Annotated in this window: 15 protein-coding genes and 1 tRNA gene; 14 read left to right on the top strand and 2 right to left on the bottom strand. The window is 36.3% G+C overall.

The features are described 5' to 3' along the window. The first annotated feature begins 20 nt into the window (after window positions 1-20). The 11 genes from tuf to rpoC all read left to right on the top strand — a co-directional run bounded on the left by tuf (window position 21) and on the right by rpoC (window position 13,279). The gene (gene tuf / locus ACLL8X_RS02995) at window positions 21-1,220 is read left to right on the top strand and encodes an elongation factor Tu (RefSeq protein ID WP_066777275.1); all 1,200 of its coding nucleotides are present in this window, start codon (window positions 21-23) and stop codon (window positions 1,218-1,220) included. A gap of 51 nt (window positions 1,221-1,271) precedes the next feature. Next, on the top strand, window positions 1,272-1,430 hold the full coding sequence (gene rpmG / locus ACLL8X_RS02990) for a 50S ribosomal protein L33 (protein ID WP_002793551.1): 159 nt from the start codon (window positions 1,272-1,274) through the stop codon (window positions 1,428-1,430). Between the two features lie 11 nt (window positions 1,431-1,441). Next, window positions 1,442-1,517: transfer RNA gene (locus ACLL8X_RS02985), tRNA-Trp, on the top strand. A gap of 18 nt (window positions 1,518-1,535) precedes the next feature. Next, a complete protein-coding gene (secE, locus tag ACLL8X_RS02980) occupies window positions 1,536-1,715 on the top strand; it encodes a preprotein translocase subunit SecE (protein WP_002780792.1) in 180 nt (59 codons plus the stop codon). Between the two features lie 9 nt (window positions 1,716-1,724). Next, entirely contained in the window at window positions 1,725-2,258 is a 534-nt protein-coding gene (gene nusG, locus ACLL8X_RS02975; RefSeq protein WP_411989468.1) for a transcription termination/antitermination protein NusG, read from the top strand. 26 nt (window positions 2,259-2,284) lie between these two features. Next, the gene (rplK, locus tag ACLL8X_RS02970; RefSeq protein WP_002779452.1) at window positions 2,285-2,710 is read left to right on the top strand and encodes a 50S ribosomal protein L11; all 426 of its coding nucleotides are present in this window, start codon (window positions 2,285-2,287) and stop codon (window positions 2,708-2,710) included. A gap of 54 nt (window positions 2,711-2,764) precedes the next feature. Beyond that, window positions 2,765-3,466: a 50S ribosomal protein L1 gene (gene rplA / locus ACLL8X_RS02965; RefSeq protein ID WP_411989467.1), complete on the top strand. Its 702-nt coding sequence runs from the start codon at window positions 2,765-2,767 to the stop codon at window positions 3,464-3,466. 152 nt (window positions 3,467-3,618) lie between these two features. Next, entirely contained in the window at window positions 3,619-4,098 is a 480-nt protein-coding gene (rplJ, locus tag ACLL8X_RS02960) for a 50S ribosomal protein L10 (protein ID WP_411989466.1), read from the top strand. A gap of 19 nt (window positions 4,099-4,117) precedes the next feature. Next, window positions 4,118-4,495, top strand: a complete 378-nt coding sequence (gene rplL, locus ACLL8X_RS02955; RefSeq protein WP_411989465.1) for a 50S ribosomal protein L7/L12 — start codon at window positions 4,118-4,120, stop codon at window positions 4,493-4,495. A 110-nt stretch (window positions 4,496-4,605) separates the two neighbouring features. Next, a complete protein-coding gene (gene rpoB, locus ACLL8X_RS02950; RefSeq protein WP_489671746.1) occupies window positions 4,606-8,733 on the top strand; it encodes a DNA-directed RNA polymerase subunit beta in 4,128 nt (1,375 codons plus the stop codon). Next, window positions 8,726-13,279 (top strand): DNA-directed RNA polymerase subunit beta', encoded by a 4,554-nt coding sequence (rpoC, locus tag ACLL8X_RS02945; protein WP_411989463.1) that lies wholly within the window; start codon window positions 8,726-8,728, stop codon window positions 13,277-13,279. Before rpoB ends, rpoC begins: the two co-directional genes overlap by 8 nt. Before the next feature lie 13 nt (window positions 13,280-13,292). On the opposite strand, the gene ACLL8X_RS02940 is transcribed toward rpoC, so the two are convergent. Further along, window positions 13,293-14,048 carry an IclR family transcriptional regulator gene (locus ACLL8X_RS02940; protein WP_411989462.1) on the bottom strand — a complete coding sequence of 252 codons (756 nt, stop codon included), beginning with the start codon at window positions 14,046-14,048 and terminating at the stop codon, window positions 13,293-13,295. Beyond that, entirely contained in the window at window positions 14,027-15,178 is a 1,152-nt protein-coding gene (locus tag ACLL8X_RS02935) for an MFS transporter (protein ID WP_411989461.1), read from the bottom strand. The genes ACLL8X_RS02940 and ACLL8X_RS02935 overlap by 22 nt, the downstream gene beginning before the upstream one ends. Window positions 15,179-15,706: 528 nt before the next feature. On the opposite strand from ACLL8X_RS02935, the gene ACLL8X_RS02930 reads away from it, so the two are divergent. From ACLL8X_RS02930 to ACLL8X_RS02920, 3 genes are read left to right on the top strand one after another with little or no spacing between them, the layout of a single operon-like run. Then, a complete protein-coding gene (locus tag ACLL8X_RS02930) occupies window positions 15,707-16,612 on the top strand; it encodes a dihydrodipicolinate synthase family protein (RefSeq protein WP_411989460.1) in 906 nt (301 codons plus the stop codon). Next, complete coding sequence (locus tag ACLL8X_RS02925) at window positions 16,609-16,872, top strand: UxaA family hydrolase (protein ID WP_411989459.1); 264 nt, start codon at window positions 16,609-16,611, stop codon at window positions 16,870-16,872. The genes ACLL8X_RS02930 and ACLL8X_RS02925 overlap by 4 nt, the downstream gene beginning before the upstream one ends. Window positions 16,873-16,875: 3 nt before the next feature. Beyond that, a complete protein-coding gene (locus tag ACLL8X_RS02920) occupies window positions 16,876-18,042 on the top strand; it encodes a UxaA family hydrolase (protein WP_411989458.1) in 1,167 nt (388 codons plus the stop codon). Window positions 18,043-18,045: the final 3 nt, after the last annotated feature.

Raw genomic sequence — 18,045 nt, 5'->3', positions numbered from 1 at the left:
ATTTTATACGGAGGAAAAAAATGGCTAAAGAAAAATTTTCGCGTAATAAGCCACATGTAAATATCGGAACCATCGGTCATGTCGACCACGGTAAAACTACTTTGACAGCTGCTATTTCTGCTGTTCTTTCTAGAAAAGGTTTGGCAGAGCTTAAAGATTATGATAATATCGATAATGCTCCAGAAGAAAAAGAACGCGGTATTACCATCGCTACTTCTCATATCGAGTATGAAACAGACAACCGCCACTATGCGCATGTTGATTGTCCGGGACACGCAGACTATGTTAAAAATATGATTACAGGTGCGGCTCAAATGGACGGAGCGATTTTAGTTGTTTCTGCTGCTGATGGTCCTATGCCACAAACAAGAGAGCACATTCTTCTTTCTCGTCAAGTAGGTGTTCCTTATATCGTTGTTTTTATGAATAAAGCAGATATGGTTGATGATGCTGAACTTTTAGAATTAGTTGAAATGGAGATTAGAGAATTATTAAGCTCTTATGACTTCCCGGGTGATGATACTCCTATCATTTCAGGTTCTGCTTTGAAAGCTCTTGAAGAAGCTAAAGCTGGACAAGATGGAGAATGGTCGGCAAAAGTTATGGACCTTATGGCTGCAGTTGATAGCTATATTCCAACTCCAACTCGTGATACTGAAAAAGACTTTTTGATGCCAATTGAAGATGTTTTCTCAATTTCAGGTCGTGGAACTGTTGTTACAGGTAGAATTGAAAAGGGTATAGTAAAAGTAGGCGATACTATTGAAATCGTGGGTATTAAAGACACTCAAACAACAACTGTAACAGGTGTTGAAATGTTTAGAAAAGAAATGGATCAAGGCGAAGCGGGGGATAATGTAGGCGTTCTTCTTCGCGGAACAAAAAAGGAAGAAGTTATTCGCGGTATGGTTCTTGCTAAACCAAAGTCTATCACACCTCATACTGACTTCGAAGCTGAAGTTTATATCTTAAATAAAGATGAAGGTGGTCGCCATACTCCATTCTTTAACAATTATAGACCACAATTTTATGTAAGAACAACTGATGTAACAGGTTCAATCAAATTGGCTGATGGTGTTGAAATGGTTATGCCGGGCGAAAATGTGAGAATCACTGTAAGCTTGATTGCTCCAGTAGCACTTGAAGAAGGCACTCGTTTTGCTATTCGTGAAGGTGGTAAAACTGTGGGTTCAGGTGTTGTTTCTAAAATTATTAAATAATTTATAAAGTCAAGTTAAAAGCTTGGCTTTAAATTTTTAAGGAAAATTAAAATGAGAATTAAAGTTGGTTTAAAGTGTGAAGAATGTGGTGATATTAATTATAGCACCTATAAAAATAGTAAGAATACTACTGAAAAATTAGAATTGAAAAAATATTGCCCAAGATTAAAAAAACACACACTTCACAAAGAAGTTAAGCTAAAAAGTTAAGCTTGTGCCTTAGGGCAATAGCTCCAACGGTAGAGCGCCGGATTCCAAATCCGATGGTTGGGGGTTCGAATCCCTCTTGCCCTGCCATAATTAAGGTTTAAATAAATGGAAAAATTAATAACTTATTTTAAATTATCGAAAGCCGAATTAAGGAAAGTAATTTTTCCTTTAAAAGAACAGGTAAGAAATGCTTATATCACGGTTTTTGTAGTCGTTGCGGTAATTTCTTTGTTTTTGGCGTTAGTGGATTGGATTATGTCCTCTATTGTTTCTGCGATTGTATAGGAAGAGTAAATGAGTACTTATAAATGGTATGCAATTCAAACTTATGCTGGCAGTGAAATGGCAGTTAAAAGAGCCATTGAAAATTTAGTAAAAGATAACGGAATTGAAGAACAACTTAAAGAAATTGTTGTTCCAACTGAAGATGTTATTGAATTTAAAAATGGAAAAGAAAAGATTAGCGAAAGAAGCTTGTATTCAGGATATGTTTTTGCACTTCTTGACTTAAATACAGAGCTTTGGCATCGCATTCAATCTCTTCCAAAAGTGGGGCGTTTTATTGGAGAATCCAAAAAACCCACTCCTTTGACAGAAAAAGATATTAATTTGATTTTAGAAAAGGCACACAATCGTGCTGCTCCAAAGCCAAAAATTTCTTTTGAAGAAGGGGAAAATGTAAGAATCACAGAAGGACCTTTTGCAAATTTTACCGCAGTTGTGGAAGAATATGATATGGTTCGTGGTTTATTGAAGCTCAATGTTTCTATTTTTGGACGCTCAACTCCAGTGGAGATTTTATACTCTCAAGTTGAGAAAATAATTTAATTTATATTAAGTTAAGGAGATTTGTTATGGCTAAGAAAGTCGTAGGCGAAATTAAATTGCAAATTGCTGCCACAAAAGCAAACCCATCACCACCTGTTGGTCCTGCTTTGGGTCAGCAGGGTGTTAATATTATGGAGTTTTGTAAGGCTTTTAATGAAAGAACAAAAGATATGGCAGGTTTTAATATTCCTGTTGTGATTACTGTTTATGCAGATAAAAGTTTTACTTTTATTACAAAGCAACCACCAGCTACGGATTTAATTAAAAAAGCAGCTGGAATTTCTAAGGGAACAGATAATCCACTTAAAAACAAAGTGGGTAAATTAACCCGTGCTCAAGTTTTAGAAATAGTGGATAAAAAAATTGCAGATTTAAATACTAAAGATAGAGACCAAGCTGCTAAAATTATTGCAGGTTCGGCTCGTTCTATGGGTGTTGAAATCGTAGATTAAACCTTTCACCGCCAAGGTAAAAGGCGGTAGCACTTTAAAATGCGGAGAAAATAAATGGCTAAAATAGCAAAAAGATTAAAAGAATTATCACAAAAAATTGATTCAAATAAAGAATACGCTTTAAATGAGGCGATTGATACGGTAAAGACTTTAAAGTCTGCTAAATTTGATGAAACCGTAGAAATTGCTTTAAAGCTTAATGTTGATCCAAGACACGCTGACCAAATGGTTAGAGGTTCTGTGGTGCTTCCAGCAGGAACAGGCAAAAAAGTTCGCGTTGCTGTAATTGCAAAAGATGCAAAAGCCGATGAAGCAAAAAATGCCGGTGCGGATATTGTGGGTAGCGATGATTTAGTAGAAGAAATTCAAAAAGGCAATATGAATTTTGATGTTTTAATTGCCACACCGAATTTAATGGGTCTTGTGGGTAAAGTAGGTAGAATTTTAGGTCCAAAAGGTTTAATGCCAAATCCAAAAACAGGAACAGTTACTATGGATGTAGCTCAGGCGGTAAATAACGCAAAGAGTGGTCAGGTAAATTTCCGTGTTGATAAGCAAGGAAATATCCACGCAGGTCTTGGCAAGGTAAGTTTCTCTAAGGAACAATTATGGGATAATATTAGCACTTTTGTAAAAGCGATTAATAAACACAAACCTGCTGCAGCTAAAGGTAGATATATTAAAAATGCGGCTTTATCTTTGACAATGAGTCCTTCTGTAAAACTTGAAACACAGGAATTACTTGATATGAAATAAGAGTTGCTTTTTTGCAACTCTCTTGTTTTAAAATAAACATTTGAAAAAATTTTTGATTTTTTGAGATGTTTATTTTAGATTGAAGATAGTCGAGGCGTAAGCTTAATTGGATTTTCCGCTCTACTTGAAATCTCAATCGGAAAGGAGAAGAAGTGACTAGAAACGAAAAAGTTGAGCTTATTGCTAAGCTTGAAGAAGGTTTTAAGGCTAGTGAAGCCATTGTAGTTTGTAATTACAGAGGTCTTAGCACAAAAAAACTAGAAGAGCTTAGAAATAACGCAAGAGAAAACAATGTAAAAGTTCAAATCGTTAAAAATACTTTGGCTAGCATTGCTCTTAACAATTCCGGTAAATCAGGCTTAACTCTTAAAGATACAAATATTTATCTTTGGGGCGAGGACCAACTTAGTGTTTCAAAAGTAGCGGCTAAATTTGAAGAAAACAATGACAAATTTGAAATTAAAGCAGCTCATATTGAAGGCGAAGTTGCGGATATTTCCAAGGTTAAAGCTCTTGCTAAAATGCCTTCACGCAATGAGTTGCTTGCTATGCTTTTGCAAGTTTGGAATGCGCCAATTACCAATTTCACAATAGGTTTGAATGCGCTTAAAAATAAAAAAGAATCTAGATAAAATCAACAAAGGATAAAAAATGGCAATTTCTAAAGAAGATGTATTAGAGTATATTTCAAATTTAAGTGTTCTTGAGTTATCAGAACTTGTTAAAGAATTTGAAGAAAAATTTGGCGTATCTGCTGCTCCTGTAATGGTAGCAGGAGCTGCGGTAGCAGGTGGCGGTGCTGGGGCTGCTGAAGAAAAAACTGAATTTGACATCGTTTTAACAGATGGTGGTGCTAAAAAAATCGAAGTGATTAAAATCGTTCGTGCTCTTACAGGTCTTGGTCTTAAAGAAGCAAAAGATGCAGTTGAGCAAACTCCTTCAACCCTAAAAGAAGGTGTAGCTAAAGCTGATGCTGAAGCAGCTAAAAAACAACTTGAAGAAGCGGGTGCTAAAGTAGAACTTAAGTAAGCTTTGAAGTTTTGAAGAAGGACTTGCTAAGGCAAGTCTTCTTTTATTTTTACCTATTTTTTAGGTCTTCTTTTTTAAATTTACAAAATTTACCATGAGGTATGTGTGCTATGTTAGATAATAAATTAGGAAATCGTTTAAGAGTAGATTTCTCAAACGGTTCAAAACAAATAGAAATCCCAAATCTTCTACAATTACAAAAAAAGAGTTTTGATTATTTTTTAAATCTTGATAAGGGCGAAAGTGGTATAGAAAAGGTTTTTAAATCTATTTTTCCTATTCACGACCCACAAAATAGGCTTTCTTTGGAATATGTTAGCAGTGAAATTGGTAAGCCAAAATACACCATTCGTGAGTGTATGGAAAGAGGTTTGACTTATTCTGTAAATTTAAAAATGAAAATCCGTCTTACTCTGCATGAAAAAGATGAAAAAACGGGTGAAAAAGTTGGTATAAAAGACATTAAAGAGCAAGAAATTTATATCCGTGAAATTCCTTTGATGACGGATAGGGTCTCCTTTATCATCAATGGAGTAGAAAGGGTGGTTGTTAATCAGCTTCATAGAAGTCCGGGTGTTATTTTCAAGGAAGAAGAAAGCTCAACCGTCGCAAATAAGCTTGTTTATACAGCACAAATTATCCCTGATAGAGGCTCTTGGCTTTATTTTGAATATGATGCTAAAGATGTGCTTTATGTAAGGATTAACAAGCGTAGGAAAGTTCCTGTAACTATGCTTTTTAGGGCTTTGGGCTATAAAAAGCAAGATATTATTAAGTTGTTTTATCCTATACAAACTCTACATGTCAAAAAAGACAAATTTTTAACTGAGTTTAATCCAAGTGATTTTATGGATAGAATAGAATATGACATTAAAGACGAAAAGGGTAAAGTTGTTCATCAGGCTGGAAAAAGACTGACTAAGAAAAAGGCAGAACAGCTTATCAAAGATGGACTAAAATGGATAGAATATCCTGTTGAAGTGTTGTTAAATCGCTATTTGGCAAATCCTATCATTGACAAAGAAAGCGGAGAGGTTTTATTTGATTCTTTGACCTTGCTTGATGAGAGTAAGCTTACTAAGATTAAAGAACAGAAAAGTTTTGATATAGCTAATGATTTGGCAAATGGTGTTGATGCTGCGATTATCAACTCTTTTGCACAAGATAGTGAAACTTTAAAGCTTCTTAAGCAAAGTGAAAATATCGATGATGAAAATGACTTGGCTGCAATTAGAATTTATAAGGTTATGCGTCCGGGTGAGCCTGTGGTAAAAGATGCGGCAAAGGCTTTCGTAAATGATTTGTTTTTTAATCCTGAAAGATATGACCTTACCAAAGTGGGTCGTATGAAAATGAATCATAAATTAGCCCTTGAAGTGCCCGAGTATATAACCGTTTTAACCAATGAAGATATTATTAAAACAGCTAAGTATCTCATCAAGGTCAAAAATGGCAAGGGTCATATTGACGATAGAGACCACTTAGGCAATCGTCGTATCCGCTCCATTGGTGAGCTTTTGGCTAATGAGCTTCATTTAGGTCTTGCGAAAATGCAAAAAGCAATTAGAGATAAATTTACTTCTTTAAATGCGGATATTGATAAGGTTATGCCTTATGATTTGATTAATCCTAAGATGATTACGACTACTATCATAGAATTTTTTACAGGCGGTCAGCTTTCTCAGTTTATGGACCAAACTAATCCACTTAGCGAAGTAACACATAAACGCCGTTTATCAGCACTAGGCGAAGGGGGTCTTGTAAAAGAAAGAGCCGGTTTTGAAGTGCGTGATGTGCATGCAACGCATTATGGTAGAATTTGTCCGGTTGAAACTCCAGAAGGTCAAAATATAGGACTTATTAATACTCTTTCTACTTATGCAAAGGTAAATGAACTGGGCTTTGTAGAAGCACCTTATAAAAAAGTTGAAAATGGCAAGGTAACTAACGAAGTTGTATATCTTACAGCAACACAAGAAGAAGGTTTGTTTATCGCTCCAGCTTCAACCAAGGTTGATGCTAAGGGTAATATCATAGAAGAATTTGTTGAAGCAAGGCAAGATGGTGAAACCATACTTGCAAGACGCGAAGAAGTGCAGTTAATCGACCTTTGCTCGGGTATGGTTGTTGGGGTTGCGGCTTCTTTGATTCCTTTTTTGGAACACGATGATGCTAACAGAGCCTTGATGGGTTCAAATATGCAACGCCAAGCCGTGCCTCTTCTTAGTGCTTTAGCTCCTATAGTTGGGACAGGTATGGAGCAAATTATAGCTCGTGATGCTTGGGAAGCTGTTAAGGCAAGGCGTGCGGGTGTAGTGGAAAAAGTGGATAATAAAAGCATTTTCATTTTAGGCGAAGATGATAAGGGTCCTTTTATAGACCACTATACTATGGAGAAAAATTTAAGAACCAATCAAAACACCAATTATATCCAACATCCTATTGTAAAAAAAGGAGCTGTGGTAAAAGCAGGACAGATTATCGCAGATGGTCCTTCTATGGAACAAGGCGAACTTGCTATCGGTAAAAATGCCCTTATAGCCTTTATGCCTTGGAATGGCTATAACTATGAAGATGCTATTGTTGTGAGCGAAAGGATTATTCGCGAAGATACTTTTACAAGCGTTCATATTTATGAAAAAGAAATTGAAGCAAGAGAGTTAAAAGATGGTATAGAAGAAATCACTAAGGACCTTCCTAATGTCAAAGAAGAAGATGTCGCCCACCTAGATGAAAGCGGTATAGCTAAAATCGGCACCCATATCAAACCGGGTATGATTTTAGTGGGTAAGGTTTCTCCAAAGGGCGAAGTAAAGCCAACTCCAGAAGAAAGACTCTTAAGAGCGATTTTTGGAGAAAAAGCAGGGCATGTTGTCAATAAATCCCTTTACGCAACGGCGTCCTTAGAGGGTGTGGTCGTGGATGTAAAAATTTTTACCAAAAAAGGCTATGAAAAAGACGACCGAGCGATAAAATCTTATGATAAAGAAAAAATGGCTTTAGAAAAAGAACATTATGATAGGCTTTTGATGATGGATAGAGAAGAAATGCTTCGCGTCTTAGCCCTTCTTTCTAAAGCACCTTTAAACAGCGACCAAAAAATTGGCGATAAAAATTATAAAAAAGGACAAAAGGCTAATATTAGCGACCTTGAAAAAATCAATCGTTTTACTTTGACAACCTTGATTAAGGCGTATTCTAAAGATATTCAAAAAGAATATGAGGACTTAAAAAATCACTTCCAAAACGAGAAGAAAAAGCTTAAAGCCGAACACGATGAAAAGCTTGAAATTTTAGAAAAAGACGATATTTTGCCAAGTGGAGTGATTAAGCTTGTTAAAATTTATATTGCTACAAAAAGAAAGCTTAAAGTAGGGGATAAAATGGCAGGACGCCACGGCAATAAGGGTATAGTTTCTACCATAGTTCCTGAAGTGGATATGCCTTATTTGCCTAATGGCAAAAGTGTAGATATAGTATTAAATCCACTTGGCGTTCCAAGCCGTATGAATATAGGGCAAATTTTAGAGAGCCATTTAGGACTTGTGGGTTTAAGACTTGGTGAGCAAATTCAAGAAATTTTTGATAAAAAGCAAAAAGATTTTATAAAAGAACTCAAAACAAAAATGCTTGAAATTTGTTCTCTTCCAAGACTTTCAAGCCAGAAAGAATTTATCAAAAATTTAAGCGATGAAGAGCTTTTAAATTATGCTAGAGACTGGAGTAGGGGGGTTAAATTTGCCACCCCTGTTTTTGAAGGTGTGAGTATAGAAGAATTTAGTAAGCTTTTTGAAATGGCTAAAATAGATATGGATGGCAAGAGTGAGCTTTATGATGGACGCACGGGCGAAAAAATTGCAGAGCGTGTGCATGTGGGTTGTATGTATATGCTAAAACTACACCACTTAGTAGATGAGAAGGTGCATGCAAGAAGCACAGGACCTTACAGCCTAGTTACCCAACAACCTGTGGGGGGTAAGGCACTCTTTGGGGGGCAAAGGTTTGGAGAGATGGAAGTTTGGGCGCTTGAAGCTTATGGAGCGGCTCATACTTTAAGAGAAATGCTAACTATCAAATCAGATGATGTAGAAGGTAGATTTAGTGCTTATAAGGCATTAACAAAAGGCGAAAATGTTCCAGCAACAGGAATTCCTGAGACCTTTTTTGTATTAACCAATGAGCTTAAATCTCTTGCTTTAGATGTTGAGATTTTTGATAAGGATGAAGATAATGAGTAAATTTAAAATAATAGAAATTAAAGAAGACGCAAGACCTAGGGATTTTGATGCTTTTCAGCTAAGGCTTGCAAGTCCGGAAAAGATTAAATCTTGGTCCTATGGAGAGGTTAAAAAACCTGAAACTATCAATTATAGAACCTTAAAACCTGAAAGAGATGGGCTTTTTTGTGCAAAGATTTTTGGACCTATTAGGGATTATGAGTGTCTTTGTGGCAAGTATAAAAAAATGCGTTTTAAGGGTGTTAAGTGTGAAAAATGTGGGGTTGAAGTAGCAAATTCTAAGGTGCGCCGCTCCAGAATGGGACACATAGAGCTTGTAACTCCTGTGGCTCATATTTGGTATGTCAATTCCTTGCCAAGCCGTATAGGAACGCTTTTGGGTGTTAAGATGAAAGACCTTGAACGCGTGCTTTATTATGAAGCTTATATTGTTGAAAATCCCGGGGATGCCTTTTATGATAACGAAAGCACTAAAAAAGTGGAATTTTGCGATGTTTTAAACGAAGAGCAATATCAAAATTTAATGCAACGCTATGAAAATAGTGGCTTTAAAGCTAGAATGGGTGGAGAAGTTGTCCGTGATTTACTTGCTGGGCTTGATTTGGTTTCTTTGCTTAATCAGCTTAAAGAAGAAATGGCGGCGACTAATTCAGAGGCTAAGAAAAAGACTATTATCAAGCGTTTAAAAGTTGTAGAGAATTTTTTAAATTCCAATCTAAATGCTAATGTAGGTAGCGATGAAGCCGTGCCAAATCGTCCTGAGTGGATGATGATTACAAATTTACCTGTTTTGCCACCGGATTTAAGACCTTTAGTAGCCTTAGATGGGGGCAAATTTGCAGTTTCTGATGTGAATGATTTATATCGCCGTGTTATCAATAGAAACACCCGTCTTAAAAAATTAATGGAGCTTGATGCTCCTGAGATTATTATTAGAAATGAAAAAAGAATGCTTCAAGAAGCTGTGGATGCACTTTTTGACAATGGTCGCCGTGCTAATGCCGTAAAGGGTGCGAATAAACGCCCCTTAAAATCTCTTAGTGAAATTATCAAGGGCAAGCAGGGGCGTTTTAGACAAAATTTATTGGGTAAAAGAGTGGATTTCTCAGGTCGTAGCGTCATCGTTGTAGGTCCTAAACTTAGAATGGATCAGTGTGGTCTGCCTAAAAAGATGGCTTTAGAGCTTTTTAAGCCCCATTTATTAGCCAAGCTCGAAGAAAAGGGCTATGCTACTACGGTAAAACAGGCTAAAAAAATGATAGAAAATAAAACCAATGAAGTTTGGGAGTGTTTAGAAGAAGTGGTAAAAGGGCATCCTGTTATGCTTAACCGTGCGCCAACCTTACATAAACTTTCCATACAAGCTTTTCACCCTGTTTTAGTCGAAGGTAAGGCTATGCAGTTGCATCCTTTGGTTTGTGCAGCTTTTAATGCGGACTTTGATGGGGACCAAATGGCAGTGCATGTGCCACTTTCTCAAGAAGCCATTGCAGAGTGTAAGGTGCTTATGCTTTCTTCGATGAATATACTTCTACCCGCAAGTGGCAAATCTGTAACCGTGCCTTCTCAAGATATGGTTTTGGGAATTTATTATCTTTCTTTGGAAAAAGTGGGGGCAAAAGGTTCGCATAAAATTTGCACAGGCATCGATGAAGTGATGATGGCTATTCAAAGTGAGTGCTTGGATATTCATGCTAGTATTCAAACTATGGTAGATGGAAGGAAAATCACCACCACAGCAGGGCGTTTAATCATCAAATCCATCTTGCCTGATTTTGTGCCTGAAAATAGCTGGAATAAGGTCCTAAAGAAAAAGGACATTGCCGCACTTGTAGATTATGTTTATAAACAAGGTGGCTTGGAAATTACAGCTAGTTTCTTAGATAGACTTAAAAATTTAGGTTTTGAGTATGCAACTAAGGCGGGTATTTCTATATCTATTACAGATATTATTATCCCTGATGATAAGCAAAAAGCGATTGATGAAGCCAAAAAACAGGTGCGTGAAATTCAAAATTCTTATAATCTTGGTTTGATTACTTCAGGCGAAAGATATAATAAAATCATAGATATTTGGAAAAGCACAAACAATAGCCTTTCTAAGGATATGATGAAACTTGTGGAAAAGGACAAGGAAGGTTTTAATTCTATTTATATGATGGCAGATAGTGGTGCTAGGGGTTCTGCGGCTCAAATTTCTCAACTTGCAGCGATGAGAGGGCTTATGACTAAGCCTGATGGAAGCATTATCGAGACGCCTATTATTTCAAATTTCCGTGAAGGGCTTAATGTGCTTGAGTATTTTATTTCTACGCACGGAGCTAGAAAAGGACTTGCCGATACGGCTCTTAAAACAGCCAATGCGGGTTATCTTACTAGAAAGCTCATTGATGTGGCTCAAAATGTAAAAATTACCATTGAAGATTGCGGAACGCACGAAGGCGTTGAAATCAATGAAATTACCGCCGATAGCTCCATCATCGAAACCTTAGAAGAAAGAATTTTAGGCAGGGTTTTAGCTGAAGATGTGATAGACCCTATTACAAATTCTGTGCTTTTTGCAGAAGGCACTTTGATGGATGAAGAAAAGGCAAAAATTCTAGGCGAAAGTGGTATTAAGAGTGTCAATATACGCACTCCTATTACTTGCAAGGCTAAAAAGGGAATTTGTGCAAAATGCTATGGTATCAACCTTGGCGAAGGTAAATTAGTAAAACCGGGCGAAGCGGTGGGTATTATTTCAGCTCAGTCTATTGGGGAGCCGGGAACTCAGCTGACTTTAAGGACTTTCCACAGCGGAGGAACAGCTAGCACAGATTTGCAAGATAGACAAGTAAGCGCACAAAAAGAAGGTTTTATAAGATTTTACAATCTTAAGACCTATAAAAATAAAGAAGGTAAAAATATAGTGGCTAATCGCAGAAATGCAGCGATTTTGCTTGTAGAGCCTAAGATTAAAGCTCCTTTTAAAGGGCTTATTAATATAGAAAATATCCACGAAGATGTGATTGTTTCTATCAAGGATAAAAAGCAAGAAGCTAAATTTATACTAAGAAAATACGATTTAGCCAAGCCTAATGAATTAGCCGGTGTAAGCGGTAGCATAGATGGAAAACTTTATTTGCCTTATCAAAGTGGTATGCAAGTGGATGAAAATGAGAGCATAGTTGAGGTGATTAAAGAGGGTTGGAATGTGCCTAATCGTATCCCTTTTGCGAGTGAAATTCTAGTCCAAGATGGCGAACCTGTGGTGCAAAATATCAAAGCAGGAGAAAAAGGAACGCTTAAATTTTACATCCTTAAAGGCGATGGCTTAGATAGGGTGAAAAAGGTTAAAAAGGGCGATATTGTTAAAGAAAAAGGCTTCTTTGTGGTAATTGCTGATGAAAATGATAGAGAGGCAAAAAGGCATTATATCCCAAGAGAATCAAAGATTGAATTTAATGATAGTGAAAAAATCGAAGATGCAAATACTATCATCGTAAGTGCGCCTAAAAAAGAAAGAAAAATCATTGCAGAATGGGACGCTTATAATAATACTATCATCGCTGAAATCGATGGTGTGGTAAGCTTTGAAGATATTGAAGCAGGTTATAGTGCTGATGAGCAAATTGACGAGGCTACGGGCAAGCGTTCTTTGGTTATCAATGAGTATTTGCCAAGTGGTGTAAGACCGACTTTGGTTATAGCTGGAAAAAATGATAAGGCAGTGCGTTATCAGCTTGAACCAAAAACTGTTATTTTCGTGCATGATGGCGATAAAATTTCTCAGGCTGATATTTTAGCCAAAACTCCAAAAGCCGCTGCAAAATCAAAAGACATTACAGGGGGTCTTCCTAGAGTTTCTGAGCTTTTTGAAGCAAGAAAACCTAAAAATGCGGCTGTGATTGCAGAAATTGACGGAGTGGTGCGTTTTGATAAGCCTTTGCGTTCCAAGGAGAGAATTATCATTCAAGCAGAAGATGGCACGAGTGCTGAATATTTAATCGATAAAGCAAAGCACATTCAAGTAAGAGATGGGGAATTTATTCACGCAGGAGAGAAGCTTACTGATGGGGTGGTTTCAAGTCATGATGTGCTTAAAATTTTAGGCGAAAAGGCTTTGCATTATTATCTTATCAGTGAAATTCAGCAGGTTTATCGCGGTCAAGGGGTTGTGATTTCGGATAAGCATATCGAGGTCATAGTCTCTCAAATGCTAAGACAGGTTAGGGTTGTAGATAGCGGACATACTAAATTCATAGAAGGGGATTTGGTTTCAAGACGCAAATTCCGTGAAGAAAATGAAAGGATTATTAAAATGGGTGGCGAACCAGCCATTGCTGAACCTGTGCTTTTAGGGGTAACTAGAGCAGCCATTGGAAGTGATAGTGTGATTTCAGCAGCTTCATTCCAAGAAACCACTAAGGTCTTAACTGAAGCCAGTATAGCGGGTAAATTTGACTACTTAGAAGATTTAAAAGAAAATGTCATCTTAGGTAGAATGATACCTGTGGGAACTGGGCTTTATGGCGAAAGAGAATTAAGAATAAAAGAGGGAGAATAAACTCTCTTTTTTCTTAAAGCCGTTCTAATTCAGGAAAATAAAGCTTAAGCTCTTCTTCTATCTTTGCTTTTTGTTTTAGCAAAATTTCTTCATTTTTCTTTCTGAAATTGGCATTGGAATCAAAAATAAGATAAGAAATGCTAATGGCAGCTACGATTTTAGCCCTATGCTCTAAGCCTATTGCCATGCATTCAATTTGAGTATTCATTTCTCCACTTTCTAAGGCGATTTTGCTTTTTTTAATGCCTTGTAATTGTTTATAAAGCGTATCGATATGCTCTAGGGTGTTGGGCGTGATTTTTTCAAGCTTTTTAGGATAGAGAGTGTGAAGCTCTTTTTTGCTCTTTTTTTGCAGTAAAGCCTTACCTAAAGAAGTAGCATAGGCTGGATAACTCGTGCCTACAAAGGATTTTATTTGCACAGCATTATGAGCTTCAAGTTTTTCTAAATACAAAACCTCGCCCCCTTTTAAAATTCCAAGCTGACAGGTTTGTTTGCTTAAATCTCTAATTTTTATCATATGCTTTTTAATAAGCTCAAAGGCTGAAAATTCAGCCTTTATGCTAAGACTGAGTTTTAAAATTTGTTTGCTAAGATGGTAGTTTTTGTCTTTAGAGCTAATATAATTATTTTCTTGCAGGGTTTGAAGTATGGGCGAAAGTGTGCCAACGGGAATATCAAGTTTTTTTGAAATTTGACTTAAATTGCCTTGAAAATGGGCTAATAATTCTAAAATTTTTAGCACTCTTAAAGTGGGTTGGTGAGGCATTTTGCTCCTTTAGTTAGTAAAATAAGCATTAAAACGCTCACAAGAAAAAAATTCATAAAAATAACAAAACTTACCGAAAAATACTGCAAAAGCAAGGCACAACATCCTAAAACTCCTAAGGCACAAATCCTTGAAAAGCTTGATTTTGCTGCCATCAACACTGAAATTCTACGCTTTGAAACCAAAAGCGAAAAAGCAGAGTTTAAGCGGTAATCCAAATAAATAAAAATTCCCACAAAAAGCATATAGCCAAAAAGAGCATAATAGAGCTTGAAAAATAAAAAAGGCAGTAAAAAAAGAGCAAAAAAACAAAGCTTAATGCAGCTTAAAGGTTTAGTTTTAAAAAGCACTAAAACGCCTAAAATTTGAAAGGCTACATAGAGTAAAAAAAGATATTTTTCATTCAAAGCCTTTTCTAAAAATAGGGCTTGCCAAAGCTGATAATGGCTTTGAAAAAAGATTTGCGAACAAAGAGCTAAAAGAAAAAGCCAACGCAAGGCTTGATTTTTTTTAAGTTCTCTTAGAGCCAATAAAAGGTGTTTGCGGGGCGATTTTTGCTGAATTTTTAGTCTTTCTTCCTTAAAAAATAAGCACAAAAAAAGAGCTAGAACTATGAAGCTTATGCCTAGTAAATAAATTTTTACTCCTATTAAAAAATACAAAAAGCTTCCAAGCACAGCACCCAGTAGCATAGCACTAAATTGCATTTGGTTTTTGTAGCGGTAAAAGCTTTCTATGTGATTTTTAGCGTTTTCAAGCCTTTTAAATGCGTTGATGAGTGCTGTTTCTAGAGTATCGCTAGATAAGGCTATGCCTATACCATAAATAAACCAAGCAAGGGCTAAAATATAAAAATTATCAAAAAATAAAATAAAAGCACAATCAATGATTAATAAAAACCCGCTTAAAAAATAAAGCATTTTACGGCTATATAAATCCGCCCAAATCCCACTAGGCAGCTCAAAAAGCAAGACAGCCAAGCTAAAAGCTCCCGCTAAAAACATAATTTGACTTAAGCTCAAACCCTTAGCTAAAAGCAAAACGGTTAGTATGGAATGGGGCAGACTTTGGGCTAAAATGAGTAAAAAATTCGCCCCATAAAAAAGTCTAAGATTGCGTTTTAAAAGCATTTATTTACCCTAAATTTATTTTAAGAAAAAATTATAAAGTTTTTTGCTTAAAAATGAGTTGAATATGGAGTTGGGTGTTGTAAAGTCTTAAGAATTTTAAGGAATTTAAGATTTATTTTTTTGATTTTTCTTGAAATTTCGATTTTCATCTTTAGCCATCATTCTAAGAAGATTTTATTTGTCATTGTGAGTGAAATAAATAATCTACCTGAGACTAGATTATCACATTTTAACTGCGTTAAAACTCATAAGGACTATACTATATAATTTTTCTTTATTTTTTACATTTTTACTAAAATTTCATCTTTTTTAACTTAAAATTTTAATCAAGCTTAGAAATTTTTGTTACAAAAAGTTACTTCCTGTGTAAAAAAGTGCTTTTATTTTTTTGTGAAAATTTAGGGCTTTGCTGGGATTTGTTTTATTTTTACTTAGAATAAACTTAAAATTTAAGCATAAAAATTAGTATATTTTTGTTATATTTTTCGTATATAAATATATTTTTGTATATACGAAAAAGGAGAAAAAATGATTTTAAAAGGGACCTTACCTGCTTTACTTACGCCCTATAATAACGATGGAAGTGTTAATGAAAAAGAATTTATGCGTTATTGTGAATTTGGGATTTCTAAGGGCTTAGATGGCTTATTTTGCAACGGAAGTGCGGGGGATTCTCAAGCTTTAGGGCTAGAAGAGCAAATAAGGCTTATGAAACTCACAAAAGAAGCTGCAAAAAACGATGTGCCTGTTATTACAGGCATTGCTTCAACGATTTATCAAAACACTTTTATTTTAGCCCAAAAAGCCTATGAATTAGGGCTTGATGCCTTATTGCTTGCTATGCCTTATTATTATAAATTAAACGAAGATGCACTTTTTGAATATGTAAAAGACTTAGCTTCTAAAATAAAACTTCCCCTATATGTTTATAATATCCCGCTTTTTGCCCCCGCACTAAGCCTTAAATTTATTGAAAGAGTAGCCAAGCTTGATAAGATTGTAGGTATAAAAGATAGTAGTGGGGATGCCTTGCTTTTAAATCATATTTTAGATGTGGTGCCAAGCGATTTTGCTGTTTTTGTGGGAAGGGAAGAATTTTATGCAGGAGGCTTATTTGCGGGTGCAAAAGGCTCTATGACGGCTATTGGTGGTGTTTTTCCTGAATTAATGAGTGAAATTTATAGGGCAATGAATGAAAAAAATTACGATAGAGCCTTGCTCATTCAAAAAAGCTTATTAAAGGCTATAAGATTTGGTATGAGTATGGCTTTTCCTATGGGTTTTGCTCTGCTTTTAAAGGCTAGGGGATTTGAATTTGCAAATACTAGCATCCATCCTTTATCTTCCATCACAAAAGAAGAATTAAACACCCGTCTTAATGAAGCTAAAGAACTCATTAAGCTTATAGAAAAAGAAACAGGTGTGAGCTTATGAAAGGTTATATCATAGTAAGCGAAAAAGACAATGTCGCCACAGCTTTAAGAGATATTAAAAAAAATGAAGTGCTAGCGGGTATAAGCATACAAGAAGAGCTTAAAAGCGGACATAAATTTGCTCTTAAGGACATAGAAGAAGGAGAAAAGATTATCAAATACGCAGAACCCATAGCCTTAGCCAGTAAAGCCATAAAAGCAGGGCAGTGGGTGCATATACACAATACCGCAGGAATTCGCGGTCGCGGGGATAAGGAGTAAGGAATGATAAAATTACAAGGTTACAGAAGAAAAGATAATAAATTTGGCTTACGCAACAAGGTTATTGTAGTGCCTAGTGTGCATTGTGCTAATAAAGTATGCGAAAATATTGCTAGAAAATGTCAGGGTGCTGTGTATATCAATCATCAGCACGGCTGCTCCCAGCTTGAATTTGATGCCTTGCAAACAAGAGATGTTTTAATAGGACACGGCACTAATGCTAATGTCTATGGGATTTTAATCGTAGGGCTAGGTTGTGAAGTCATTCAAGCTAAGGCTGTGGCTGAGAAAATCAAAGAAGCCACACCCTATAAAAGAGTGGAATTTTTAGTCATACAAGAAGAAGGTGGCACACTCAAAACCACTCAAAAAGGCATAGAGCTAGTTAAGGCTATGTTAGAAGAAGCGGCTAAAATGCCTATGAGCGAGGGCGATTTTTCAGACCTTATTTTAGGCACGGAATGCGGAGGAAGCGATAGTTATAGTGGGCTTAGTGCTAATCCAGCCTTAGGCAGTTTGAGTGATTTTGTCATCGATGAGGGCGGGGCTGTGATTTTGGCTGAAACGACTGAACTCATAGGCTGTGAGGCTATTTTGGCTAAGAGGGCTAAAAACGAAGAAGTGGCTAAAAAGGTCTATGAGAAAATTTTGGGCTTTGAAGATTTAGTTAAGTCCTTTCACGCCGATATTCGTGGGGCAAACCCAAGTCCCGGAAATATAGCAGGGGGTCTAAGCTCCATAGAAGAGAAAAGCTTAGGCTGTGTGTATAAGGCAGGCACAAGAGAGCTAATGGATGTGATTGATTATGCTAAACCTGTGCTTTCTAAGGGACTTACCTTTATGAATACTCCGGGCAATGATATAGAACAGCTAAGCGCCATGGTAGCTGGCGGGGCTAATGTGTGTGTTTTTACCACAGGACGCGGCACACCCACAGGTTCAGCCATAGTGCCTACGATTAAGCTAAGTTCTAATAGCTTTTGCTATGAAAATATGCAAGATTGCATAGACATTAACGCAGGAGCCATTATCGATGGGCTAAAGAGCAAAGAAGACATTAGAGATGAGCTTATTGCTTTGATAGTAAGAATTTCACAGGGCGAACTTGTCAAAGCAGAGCTTAATGAGCAAAACGATTTTTCAGTGTGGAGACTTGCCACTACTTGCTAAGGA

The organism is Campylobacter parajejuni (genome assembly GCF_046764905.1).
GTDB lineage: Bacteria > Campylobacterota > Campylobacteria > Campylobacterales > Campylobacteraceae > Campylobacter_D.
Note: the sequence above shows the minus strand (reverse complement) of the source record. Positions and strands in the feature narration are given on the sequence as shown.

Coding starts and splice junctions, on each gene's coding strand:
- ACLL8X_RS02940 (WP_411989462.1), bottom strand. CDS start 14,048: ATGCCTCACCAACCCACTTTAAGAGTGCTAAAAATTTTAGAATTATTA.
- rpmG (WP_002793551.1), top strand. CDS start 1,272: ATGAGAATTAAAGTTGGTTTAAAGTGTGAAGAATGTGGTGATATTAAT.
- ACLL8X_RS02935 (WP_411989461.1), bottom strand. CDS start 15,178: ATGCTTTTAAAACGCAATCTTAGACTTTTTTATGGGGCGAATTTTTTA.
- rplA (WP_411989467.1), top strand. CDS start 2,765: ATGGCTAAAATAGCAAAAAGATTAAAAGAATTATCACAAAAAATTGAT.
- rpoB (WP_489671746.1), top strand. CDS start 4,606: ATGTTAGATAATAAATTAGGAAATCGTTTAAGAGTAGATTTCTCAAAC.
- rpoC (WP_411989463.1), top strand. CDS start 8,726: ATGAGTAAATTTAAAATAATAGAAATTAAAGAAGACGCAAGACCTAGG.
- ACLL8X_RS02930 (WP_411989460.1), top strand. CDS start 15,707: ATGATTTTAAAAGGGACCTTACCTGCTTTACTTACGCCCTATAATAAC.
- tuf (WP_066777275.1), top strand. CDS start 21: ATGGCTAAAGAAAAATTTTCGCGTAATAAGCCACATGTAAATATCGGA.
- ACLL8X_RS02920 (WP_411989458.1), top strand. CDS start 16,876: ATGATAAAATTACAAGGTTACAGAAGAAAAGATAATAAATTTGGCTTA.
- ACLL8X_RS02925 (WP_411989459.1), top strand. CDS start 16,609: ATGAAAGGTTATATCATAGTAAGCGAAAAAGACAATGTCGCCACAGCT.
- secE (WP_002780792.1), top strand. CDS start 1,536: ATGGAAAAATTAATAACTTATTTTAAATTATCGAAAGCCGAATTAAGG.
- rplK (WP_002779452.1), top strand. CDS start 2,285: ATGGCTAAGAAAGTCGTAGGCGAAATTAAATTGCAAATTGCTGCCACA.
- rplL (WP_411989465.1), top strand. CDS start 4,118: ATGGCAATTTCTAAAGAAGATGTATTAGAGTATATTTCAAATTTAAGT.
- nusG (WP_411989468.1), top strand. CDS start 1,725: ATGAGTACTTATAAATGGTATGCAATTCAAACTTATGCTGGCAGTGAA.